The following is a 10041-nucleotide window of genomic DNA, read 5'->3' as shown; positions in this document are numbered from 1 at the left end:
CCGCGCCCGCCGCACCGCAGCTGCCCCAGCAGCCGCCGGTGACGATGTATCTGCACTTCCCGTTCGTCACGGTGCCGATTCCGATCACCCCGCCGCCCCCGCCGGCGCCACCGGCCCCGTAGCGCGTGGCAAACGGTCTGGACTGAGCGCACACTGGCAGTTACGGCACGAGCGCCAAGGAGGTCGCGTGGGCGAGCACAGTGGATTCGGATTCGACCCCGACGAATTCGATCGAATGATTCGGGAAGGCAGCGAAGGCCTGCGCGACGTGTTCGAGCGGGTCAGCAGGTTCGTGGCCGCCCCCGGCGCCCGGACGGGCTGGTCCGCCGTCTTCGACGACCTGACGCGGCGCCCGCGCAGCGCCCCGGAAACCGCCGGCGAAGCCGGTGAGGGCGTGTGGGCCATCTACACGGTCGACGAAAGCGGCGGCGCGCGCGTCGAACAGGTCTATGCGACCGAACTCGACGCGCTGCGGGCGAACAAGAACAACGTCGACCCCAAACGCAAGGTGCGGTTCCTGCCCTACGGCATCGCGGTCAGCGTCCTGGACGACGACGCCGAAGAGCCTGCGTAACAAGAGTTTTCGGCTCAGCCCTGCTGCACCACGTTCGAGCCGCCGGAGTTGCTGACCTGCGGTGCGCCCGAGCGGTAGGTGACCTTGTTGTTGAAGCCGGAGGCCTCGATGCTGTCGACCGTCTCCACGGTGATCGAATTCTGCACACCGGACACCGACAGGCTGGTGCAATGCCCGGTGATCGTGACCGTGTTGGAAACCCCACTGACGCTGACGATGTTGTCGTTGCAGGCGATGGTCCGATTCTCGTTGATGCCGGACACGCTGAGCTCGGTGCCCGGCGGAGCGACGGGTGAGGTCGACGGCGCGGCCGACTTGCGGCGGGACGTCGCCGGGCCGGGGCTCGTCGAAATGCTCGGCGGGCTAGACGTTTTGGAGATGGTCGGCGGCGTAGCGATGATCGACTTGACCCCGGAAAGTTGGTGTGCGGCAAAGGCCGCGATGCCGCCGGCGAGGGCCAGCACACCGATGGCGACGAGCGTGCCGACGATCCACCACGCGCGGTTGCCGGAAGGGCGTTGCTGAGGCGGGCCGAACGTGGGCCCACCGTATGTCCACGGGGCGCTCGCCGGGCCGGGGGGATAGTTCTGGCCGGCGGGCTGCGCGCTGCCCTGCTCAGACGCCCGCGCCGCCTCGGCGAGCGGGCGCTCGAGTTCCCGGATCCGGTCTTCCGGGTCTTCGTTTGCTGCCATGGAATGAATATGCCATTCGCTTCTGCGTTTACGGCCGGTTCGGTAGTTTTTACGATCGTGCCCGATGTGCCGAATCGCCAGGTCCTGCTTCGTCGTCGCCCGTCCGGGCTGGTCCGGCCGGAGGACACGGAACTGGTCACCACGCCGGCGCCCGAACCCGCCGACGGCGAGGCGTTGTTGCGCACAACGTACGTCGGCATCGACGCCGCCGCGCGCACCTGGCTCGACGACCAGCCCAGCTACCTTCCGCCGGTGCAGTTGGGTGAGGTCATCCGGGCGGCCGGGATCGGCGAGGTGGTCGCATCGCGGTGCGACGCCTACGCCGTCGGTGACGTGGTCACCACCCTGACCGGTTTCCAGGAATACGCGCTCATCCGTGACGACCTGTTCAGCACGCCGATCCCCGGGGAGGACGACCAGCTGGCGATCATGTCGGTCTACGGGCCGACCGGCGCCACCGCCTATTTCGGCATGACCGATATCGGCCGGCCGCAGCCCGGGGAAACGGTGGTGGTGTCGGCGGCCGCGGGCGCAACCGGATCGGTCGCCGGGCAGATCGCCAAGATCGCCGGCGCCCGGGTGGTGGGGATCGCCGGCGGTTCGGAGAAATGCCGGGCGGTGGTGGAGGACTTCGGCTTCGACGCGTGCATCGACTACAAGAACGACGACGTCGCGGCGGCGCTGAAAAAGCATTGCCCGCAACGCGTCGACGTCTACTTCGACAATGTGGGCGGGCCCATCCTCAACGCCGTGCTGGGCCGGCTGGCCTCGCGCGCGCGCGTCGTCCTGTGCGGCGTCATCTCCAGCTACCTGACCGGAGACCACCCCGGGCCGGCCAACTACGTGAACCTGTTGTCCAAGACCGCGTTGATGCAGGGGTTCAACGCGCTCGATCAGTGGGGCCGCTTCGACGAGGCGTTCGCCGCGCTACGCCAGTGGGAGGCCGAGGGCCGACTTCACCACCGGCAGACCATCTTTGAGGGCATCGAGTCGTGCGTCGATGCCCTCAACGGCCTGTTCACCGGCGTCAACGTCGGCAAGACCCTGGTCAGGCTCAGCGAACCAACGTCCCGCTAGCCGGCACCGCGCCGAACGTGGGGGCTTGGGTGCGAATTCCCTTGATATGCCCCACGTTCGGCCGGCGCCGCCGCGCTAGGCCTCGCCGAGCACGCGGTGTAGCGCCTTGCGCGCGTCGGTCAGCGCCTCCAGCACCTTGGTGCGGGTCTCGGCGAGCTGCTGCTTCTGCTCGTCGGTGCCCGTCCAGGCGATGGTGCGGGCCAGGCCGGCGATCTCGAAGAGCTCCTTGCGGATCTTCGCCACGTCACCGAACTTGGCCGCCCGGCCCAAGAAGGCGTGCGCGGTCTCGCTGCTGACGCCGCGCCAGGCCAACAGGTTTCGGCCGAGCTCGGTCAGCGTCGCCACACCGCCGTCGACGGTGACGACGCCTCGACCGGCGAGGATCCCGATCGCAAGCTCGGCGATGTCCTGCGGAGGGGTGAACGCGCCGCCGGTCGCGTCGGATACCCGTTGCACCACCTGTGCGGCATCGGCCGGGCCGTCCAGCAGCAACGCCGCGGTGACGAACGCGGCGCGCTTGAGACCGTGCCGACCCTTCTTGCCGAACGGCGCGAAGCCGGGGCCACCGGCGCCCGGACCGCCGAATCCGGGCCCACCGAAGCCCGGACCGCCGAAGCCGGGCCCACCGAAGCCCGGACCGCCGAAACCGGGCCCGCCAAAACCGGGCCCACCGAAACCGCCGAAGAATCCATGAGACATGGTTGTTTTCCTTTCTCGAACCATCAATCTCCTTGATACCAGCGGCCGCGGCAATGTCAACTAGGTTGATGGTTGAGACGTGAAATCCCTGGAAGCGGGCGTCACGGCTGCTATCGTCCCTTGTTTATGCCAGGGGATCGCGGCGACGGACCGGGGCGCGGGTCGTGATCGGGAACGTCGCGCGCGGATCGCGACGGCAGCATGCGGGTCACCCCACCGCGTGGTTTCATAACACCGTTTGCGAGAGTTGCCTGGTGAGATCGCGCCGAGCTTGACGAGCCGGCTTTAACGATTGGTGGTTTAGATGGATCGTCGCAGCATGATGTTGATGTCGGGCCTCGGCATGATCGGGGCTGCGATGCGCTTGCCGGGTGCCTGGGCCGCCCCATCGGGCCCGTCGGTGCCGGCCGCACCGGCGGCGGGCGGCGGCGGCTTCATCTTCGCCGACGAGTTCGACGGCCCGGCGGGTTCGGCTCCCGATCCGGGCAAGTGGACCATCCAGACCTGGCAGGACGACGTGTTCCCGCCGGTCGCCGGGATCTACCGCGACGACCGCCGAAACGTGTTCCAGGACGGCAACTCCAATCTCGTGCTGCGCGCCACCCAGGAAGGTGACACCTACTACGGCGCCAAACTGCGCGGCAACTTCCGCAGCATGATCAACCAGACCTGGGAAGCGCGGATCAAACTGAACTGTCTGGAACCGGGCCTGTGGTCGGCGTTCTGGGGTGTGAACGAGGACCCGCTGCCGGACGGCGAGGTCGACCTTTTCGAGTGGTACGGCAACGGCTCGTGGCCGCCGGGCACCACGGTGCACGCCGCGTCGAACGGCAAGACATGGGAGGGCAAGTCCATCCCCGGCATGGTGGACGGCAACTGGCACACCTGGCGAATGCACTGGGGTGAGGACGGATTCCAGTTCGCCCGCGACGGGGCACAGTACTTCACCGTGCCGAACAAACCCATCCACGTCCACGGCGGCGCCCCGGACGACTTCCGCTGGCCGTTCAACAATCCCGGCTACTGGATGACGCCCATGTTCACCCTGGCGGTCGGCGGGGTCGGTGCCGGTGATCCCGCGGCGGCGACCTACCCGGCGGACATGCTTGTCGACTGGATCCACATCTGGTGACTAGCGCTGGGCTTTGAGCACCTGGACCAGGTTGAACTGCCAGCGCTCCACCAGGCGGAAGCCCAGGTCGTGCGGCACCCCGAAGGCGGTGCTCGCCCAATAGACCGGGCCGGGCGGCAGCGCCGGACCCTGTTCGTGCGACGGCTGCGACGGGTCGGCCTGGGTGATGATCCAGACGACGCCGCACTGGCTCAACGGTCCGGCCACCACCTCGGGGATGAGGTTGGTGTCGAACACGTCGTTGCGGTCGGTCGCCCGCTGCCACAGCGTAAGGTCGATTAGCTTGCGATAGGCGTCCGGGCGCGCCGCCAGCAGCGGCCGCATCGGGGCCGGCATGAACGTCACCGTGTCGTTGACAAGTAAGCAATCGCCCGGTGCGGCCTTCGCGGTGATCAGGTCGGCGACCTGGCTGTAGTCCATACCGTATTTGGCATACGGGTTACGTTGCACCCGAACATAATTGGGCGCGGCGGCCACGGCGAAAAGACCGACGAGCGCCACCGTCACCCAGGGTCTGGAGGGGCCACGCGCGGCCACCGCGCCGGCGCAGACGCCGAGGATCAGCGCCAGCGCGGGCGCGGTGAAGCAGAGGTAGCGCGGGGTGTAGATCGGATGAACCAGCGCCGAATACGTCACGATCGCGGCCGTCGGTGCCGCGAGCCACCCCGTCGTCAGCACCAGCAGCCGGCGCTGCGAATCCGCCAGACGCGCGGACCCGCTGAGCCACAATACGATTGCCGCGCCGAGCAGCAGCGCCGACAGCACGGCGAACGGCGGGCATCGTTCGAAATACTGTTGCATCACCACGTCTTCGATGGTGCGGTGGCCGATGGGTGCGACCCAACTGATCTGGTGTGCCTGCCCGGCGACCGTCATCAAAAACGGCAGCAGCGCGGCCACCGCCAGCGCAGAGGCAATCGCGAAGCCCGCCAAGGATGTTCGGGCGCGGTGGAAGACGCCGATGAACACGGCGTACGCCGCCAGCAGCAGGGCAAGGTAGGCGTCGAGCACGATCGAGCAGGCCAGCGCGACGGCATAGGCCAGCCACAGCCAACCGGTGTCGCGGCGCGCGGCGTAGACCAGCAGGACGGTGAGCCACACGGCGGCCATCATCGACATGGCGTACGGGCGCGCCTCGATGGCCGCCCAGGTGGTCCGGGGCAGGATCGCGCAGAACGCGCCGGAGGCCACCGCGACGGTCCGGGACGAGAACTGCTTGCCCAGCACGACGACGCCGGCGGCCGCCGCCCCCACGGCCAGGGCGCTGGGCGCGCGCGACCAGAACTCGGTGGGCGGGAAGACCTGGAACCAGCCGTGCATGAGCAGGTAGTACAAACCGTGGACGGCGTCGACGTTGCCCAGCATGTGCCACATTTGCGCCAGCGACCGGCTGTAGGCGGCGGAGATGGTCGCCGCCTCGTCGTACCAGAACGAGGGCCGGGCGCCGCCGGCCACGCCGACCGCGACGGCCAGCACGGCGACGATCACCGGGTCCAGCGCGGCCGGTACCGCCGGTCGGTGGTCGCCCAGCACGCGGCGACGACGCCGGGCTACCTCGGTGGTTTCGATGCTCACCGAACCGCCCGGGACGTCGCGGTTTGGCTGAACACACCGCTATGTTGCCAGAAGCGACCCGGCCGAATCGGGGGGCTCAACGCGTCGCCCATTCGAACGTATGATCGATCAATGGGTCCGCTCGCGTCGATCGGGTACAACGGCCAGCCGGTCCGGAGCCCGTTTCGGGTGGTGCGTCCGGCGGTCGCGGTGCTGGTCGACCTGACGGTGCTCTTCCCGCGCGAGCCGCACCGCTCGGGGCGGTATCAGCCCAACGGTCTGCAGCTGCACAAGGTCGTCGAGGGGTGGCTGAGTTGCTGGGGTTTGTGCGAGCAGGGCGACTGGTGGGGGCTGGTGACCTATCCCGTCGCGTACGGCTCGAAGCGCAGGACCGTGACACACTGGGTGCCCGCCTGGACGCTGCGCCGCAAAGGCTGACCGGCCCGGTAAACCGCGGTGGCAGCGCCACGCCAATGCGATGATTGCTGCCCGTGGACACAAGTTGGGGCTCGGTGCTGAGCAAACTCGTCGCGTTGGCGGCCGTCATCGCCCTGTCGCCGATCACGGTCATCCCGGCCGTGCTGGTGCTGCACGCGCCCCGGCCGCGCCCGGCCAGCCTCTCCTTTCTGGGCGGCTGGCTGCTGGGCCTGGTCGCCCTCACCGCCGCCTTCGTCAGCGGGTCGGAGTTGCTCAGCGGCTTCCACGCGACTCCGCCGAAATGGGCAGCCTGGGTGCGGCTGGCCTTCGGCGTGGCGCTCCTCGCGCTGGCCGCCTATCACTGGTTCACCCGGCATCGGCAGCGCAGCATGCCGCGCTGGATGCGTTCGTTCTCCACCCTGTCGCCGGCGCGCGCCGGGGTGATGGGGGCCGTGCTGGTGCCGGTACGGCCCGAGGTGCTGATCCTGTGCGCGGCCGCCGGCCTGGCCGTCGGCAACAGTGCTCTGAGCGCCGGCGCCCAGGTGATTGCGGCCGCGATCTTCGTCGTGCTCGCCGCGTCGACGGTCGCCATCCCGGTCTTGGCCTACGTCGGCGCCGGGGACCGCCTCGACGATGCCCTGGAACGTCTCAAGGCCTGGATGGAGGCGAACCACGACGCGATGATGGCCGTCATCCTGTTCCTGATCGGGTTGATCGTGCTCTACAACGGGATTCGCACGCTGGCCTGATCGGCGCGTTTCGGCGTCGCACCGGCACGGCAATGGCAGGATGCCGCCCATGGCAGGAAGCTGGGGGACGGTGCTGACCGGCCTCGTTCCGCTCGGACTGGTCATCTCGCTCTCTCCGCTCACGGTCATTCCGGCGGTGTTGGTGCTCCAGGCGCCGCGGCCGCGGCCGAGCAGCCTGGCGTTTCTGGGCGGCTGGTTGCTGAGCCTGTCCGCGCTGACGGCGATTTCGGTGGCGGCCTCCGGCCTGCTGGGCGGCTTGGACAAGGCGCCCCCGCGGTGGTCGTCGTGGCTGCGCGTGGTGCTCGGTTCGGCACTGATCGGCTACGGCATCTACCGCTGGCTCAACCGGCACGGCCAGGCCGAATCCCCGGCCTGGATGCGCTCGTTCGCCAGTATCACCCCGCCCCGCGCCGGGGTCCTCGGCGCGGTGCTGGCCGTGGTGCGCCCGGATGTGTCGCTCATCTGCGTCCCCGCGGGACTGGGCATCGGCACCAGCGGGCTCGGCCTCGCCGGTGACTGGGTGGCCGCCGCGTTCTTCGTGGCCATCGCCGCTTCCAGCGTCGCCATCCCGATCCTGGCCTATGCCGCGGCCGGCAGCCGCCTCGATGACACGCTGGCGCGGCTCAAGGACTGGATGGACCGCAACAACGGCGCCCTACTGGCGGCGGTCTTCGTGGTGATCGGCGCGATGGTGCTCTATCACGGGGTTCACGCCTTATAACCACCGTCGGCCAGGCCCGCGTCCTCTTCGAACCTGTTCACGGCGCCAAAGGCCAACTCGCGGAACAACTCCCGGCCGTAGCCGGTGAGCATGCCCAGATAGCCGCGGTTCGCCCACTGCGCGGCGTGCCGCTCCTCGTGGTGCAACACCCGATCCAGGTCGAGGCGGCTGGCGCGGGGGGTGCCGGCCCGGTCGAGAAACCAGGCGCACCCGGACAAGACGATCCGGTGCAGCTGGCCGCCGGGGTCGGTGACCCTGCCCACGTTGACCAGGAAGATGTCGCCCCAAGTGGTCCCGCCGCGCTGGCTGAACAGCCGCTGCATCCAGTTACCGCCCAGGCCCATGAGCATGCCGTTGGGGGTGGCGACCAGGCGCCCCCCGTTGCGGTGCACGAATCCGACGTCGCGGGCATAACTCCAGCGATTTGCGTTCTGCCGGGCCATGATTCGGGCCACCTCAGCGGCGCCGTAGGGGGTGGCCGGAAAATCCGTGGGCCGCGCGCCCGGTTTGCCGTAGCCGGTGTCCGCGTTGAACACGTAGGTCATCAGCGCGGCGTCGCGGGCCCGCGCACCGTCGGCGTAGGCGGGGATGAGGAAGAACGATTTGCCGTGCGGGTCGATGAATTCGGCCATGCCCTCCAGCACCCCGAAGCGAGCGGCGGTGATGCCGTACCGACGGGCGATCTCGGCGACGACGGGTGCGGCGACGCCGCGGCGATCGGCATTGTCGCGCCATCTACTGCAATAGCCGTGTGCGTCCATGTCTTCGGACCAATTTAGGGTGTAGCGAATGAGCAGGGGGCCCTGGCAACGCGCACGCGGCATCAAACAGATCACCCGGGGACTGGGCACGCTGGATCGAGAGCTGTTCGATGCCATCGCCGAGACCGACACCCCGCTGCTGGATACGGTGATGCCGCCGCTGACCCGGGCGGCCGACCATTCCAAGCTGTGGGTGGCCATCGGCGCGGCGCTGCTGGCCACCGGCCGCCAAAGCGCGCAGCGCGGCGCGACCCGCGGCCTGGTGACGCTCGCCGCCACCAGCTTGGTCACCAATCAGGTCGCCAAGCGGATCCGCCGCCGGCCCCGACCCGGCTACGAGCTGGTGCCCCTGGTCAGACAGGTCCGCCGCCGGCCGACGTCGAACTCGTTGCCGTCGGGGCACTCCGCCAGCGCCGCCGCGTTCGCCATCGGGGTGGGGCTGGAGAACCCGACACTGGGCTTCGGGCTCGCGCTGCTCGCGGGGCTGGTGGGGCTGTCGCGGGTGGCGACCGGTGCGCACTACCCCGGCGACGTCATCGCCGGGTTCGGCATCGGCTCGGGCCTGGCCGTGCTGGGCGGCCGCCTCGTCCCGCCGATCGTCGAAACCGCCCTTCCACGAACGGAACCGCTTCGCGTCGCGGCCCCGCAGCGGCCCGACGGCGCCGGCGTGGTGCTGGTGATCAACCCGCAGTCGGGCAGCGGCACCGGGGCCCGGGTCGTCGACGAGGTGCGTGCCGCGTTACCGAAGGTGGACATCCGCGAACTGGGTCCCGGCGACGACGCGGTGCAGGTGCTGCGCAGCGCGGCCGAAGGCGCCGAGGTGCTGGCGGTGGGCGGCGGTGACGGCACCGTCGCGGCCGCCGCGGGGGTGGCCATCGAGGTGGGGCTGCCGCTGGCCGTCTTTCCCGCCGGGACGTTCAACCATTTCGCCAAGGACATCGGCTGCGACACCGTGGCCAAGACGGTCGACGCGATCCGGCGCGGCCACGTGGCGTGCGTGGACCTGGTGTGCCTCAACGACTCTCAGATGATCCTCAACACCGCCAGCGTCGGCGCCTACCCGGCGTTCGTGCGGCGGCGGGAAAAGCTCGAGAAACGCATCGGCAAGCCGCTGGCCGGCCTGTACGCCATGCTGCGCACGCTGCGCAAGGAGCAGCCCGTGCGCATCCGCTACGACAACAAGACGCTGCTGACATCCCTGTTCTTCCTGGGCAATTCGCTCTACCTGCCGAGCGGGTTCGCGCCCGCGCGGCGGACCCGGATGGACGACGGCCTGATCGATGTGCGCATCCTCGAAACCGGGCGGCACTGGGCGCGCACCAGGATCCTGACCGCGCTCGCCCTGGGGCGCCTGGAACGCAGCCCGCTCTACCACGAGCTGCAGGTGCCCGAATTCAGCTTCAGCGCCGTCGACGGACCCACGGTCATCGCCTGCGACGGCGAGGTCCGCGAGAAACACGACAGGGCCAGCTTCATTGCGAAGTACCGGGTTTTGCCGGTGTTTCGGCCGCTGTCCGGCGACTAGGTGACCCCCTCGGTGAGGTCGCGTACCCGCGCGTAGCGCTCCGCGACGTCGGGCGCGGGGTCCGCGGTGTATTCGATGGTGGGTGGCGGATTCCACGCGGGCGGTGCGGGTGATCCGCTCAGCGCCCAGGCGGCCTGGCG

At 69.4% G+C, this 10041-nt stretch carries 11 protein-coding genes; 7 read left to right on the top strand and 4 right to left on the bottom strand.

Translation table 11 applies throughout. From position 1 onward, the window contains the following. The first annotated feature begins 235 nt into the window (after positions 1 to 235). Entirely contained in the window at positions 236 to 574 is a 339-nt protein-coding gene (locus tag DQP58_RS24105) for a hypothetical protein (protein WP_369806975.1), read from the top strand. A gap of 14 nt (positions 575 to 588) precedes the next feature. On the opposite strand, the gene DQP58_RS24100 is transcribed toward DQP58_RS24105, so the two are convergent. Then, positions 589 to 1266 carry a DUF3060 domain-containing protein gene (locus DQP58_RS24100; RefSeq protein ID WP_112710648.1) on the bottom strand — a complete coding sequence of 226 codons (678 nt, stop codon included), beginning with the start codon at positions 1264 to 1266 and terminating at the stop codon, positions 589 to 591. Positions 1267 to 1323: 57 nt separating this feature from the next. On the opposite strand from DQP58_RS24100, the gene DQP58_RS24095 reads away from it, so the two are divergent. Next, complete coding sequence (locus DQP58_RS24095) at positions 1324 to 2343, top strand: NADP-dependent oxidoreductase (RefSeq protein ID WP_112710647.1); 1020 nt, start codon at positions 1324 to 1326, stop codon at positions 2341 to 2343. 75 nt (positions 2344 to 2418) lie between these two features. Here DQP58_RS24095 and DQP58_RS24090 read toward each other — a convergent pair whose 3' ends face one another. Next, positions 2419 to 3042 carry a hypothetical protein gene (locus DQP58_RS24090; RefSeq protein WP_112710646.1) on the bottom strand — a complete coding sequence of 208 codons (624 nt, stop codon included), beginning with the start codon at positions 3040 to 3042 and terminating at the stop codon, positions 2419 to 2421. A gap of 304 nt (positions 3043 to 3346) precedes the next feature. Between DQP58_RS24090 and DQP58_RS24085 the strand changes: the two genes are divergently transcribed. Beyond that, entirely contained in the window at positions 3347 to 4174 is an 828-nt protein-coding gene (locus DQP58_RS24085) for a glycoside hydrolase family 16 protein (protein ID WP_112710645.1), read from the top strand. Here DQP58_RS24085 and DQP58_RS24080 read toward each other — a convergent pair whose 3' ends face one another. After that, positions 4175 to 5707 carry a glycosyltransferase family 39 protein gene (locus DQP58_RS24080; protein WP_112710644.1) on the bottom strand — a complete coding sequence of 511 codons (1533 nt, stop codon included), beginning with the start codon at positions 5705 to 5707 and terminating at the stop codon, positions 4175 to 4177. Between the two features lie 153 nt (positions 5708 to 5860). Between DQP58_RS24080 and DQP58_RS24075 the strand changes: the two genes are divergently transcribed. The 3 genes from DQP58_RS24075 (at position 5861) to DQP58_RS24065 (ending at position 7615) form a co-directional block, all read left to right on the top strand. Continuing rightward, a complete protein-coding gene (locus DQP58_RS24075) occupies positions 5861 to 6166 on the top strand; it encodes a hypothetical protein (protein ID WP_065051124.1) in 306 nt (101 codons plus the stop codon). 74 nt (positions 6167 to 6240) lie between these two features. Next, positions 6241 to 6894 carry a GAP family protein gene (locus tag DQP58_RS24070; RefSeq protein ID WP_205869531.1) on the top strand — a complete coding sequence of 218 codons (654 nt, stop codon included), beginning with the start codon at positions 6241 to 6243 and terminating at the stop codon, positions 6892 to 6894. A gap of 49 nt (positions 6895 to 6943) precedes the next feature. After that, positions 6944 to 7615, top strand: a complete 672-nt coding sequence (locus DQP58_RS24065) for a GAP family protein (protein ID WP_112710642.1) — start codon at positions 6944 to 6946, stop codon at positions 7613 to 7615. Here the strand turns inward: DQP58_RS24065 and DQP58_RS24060 are convergent. Further along, complete coding sequence (locus tag DQP58_RS24060; RefSeq protein ID WP_112710641.1) at positions 7603 to 8376, bottom strand: hypothetical protein; 774 nt, start codon at positions 8374 to 8376, stop codon at positions 7603 to 7605. The genes DQP58_RS24065 and DQP58_RS24060 overlap by 13 nt on opposite strands. 28 nt (positions 8377 to 8404) lie before the next feature. Here DQP58_RS24060 and DQP58_RS24055 point away from each other — a divergent pair, with 28 nt between their 5' ends. Beyond that, positions 8405 to 9901, top strand: a complete 1497-nt coding sequence (locus DQP58_RS24055; protein WP_112710640.1) for a bifunctional phosphatase PAP2/diacylglycerol kinase family protein — start codon at positions 8405 to 8407, stop codon at positions 9899 to 9901. Positions 9902 to 10041: the final 140 nt, after the last annotated feature.

Origin of the sequence: Mycobacterium colombiense (assembly GCF_003284975.1) — a bacterium.
GTDB classification, from domain to species: Bacteria; Actinomycetota; Actinomycetes; order Mycobacteriales; family Mycobacteriaceae; genus Mycobacterium; species Mycobacterium europaeum_A.
This window is presented reverse-complemented; position numbering and strand designations above follow the sequence as displayed.

Coding starts and splice junctions, on each gene's coding strand:
- DQP58_RS24105 (WP_369806975.1), top strand. CDS start 236: ATGATTCGGGAAGGCAGCGAAGGCCTGCGCGACGTGTTCGAGCGGGTC.
- DQP58_RS24055 (WP_112710640.1), top strand. CDS start 8,405: ATGAGCAGGGGGCCCTGGCAACGCGCACGCGGCATCAAACAGATCACC.
- DQP58_RS24100 (WP_112710648.1), bottom strand. CDS start 1,266: ATGGCAGCAAACGAAGACCCGGAAGACCGGATCCGGGAACTCGAGCGC.
- DQP58_RS24075 (WP_065051124.1), top strand. CDS start 5,861: ATGGGTCCGCTCGCGTCGATCGGGTACAACGGCCAGCCGGTCCGGAGC.
- DQP58_RS24085 (WP_112710645.1), top strand. CDS start 3,347: ATGGATCGTCGCAGCATGATGTTGATGTCGGGCCTCGGCATGATCGGG.
- DQP58_RS24065 (WP_112710642.1), top strand. CDS start 6,944: ATGGCAGGAAGCTGGGGGACGGTGCTGACCGGCCTCGTTCCGCTCGGA.
- DQP58_RS24090 (WP_112710646.1), bottom strand. CDS start 3,042: ATGTCTCATGGATTCTTCGGCGGTTTCGGTGGGCCCGGTTTTGGCGGG.
- DQP58_RS24060 (WP_112710641.1), bottom strand. CDS start 8,376: ATGGACGCACACGGCTATTGCAGTAGATGGCGCGACAATGCCGATCGC.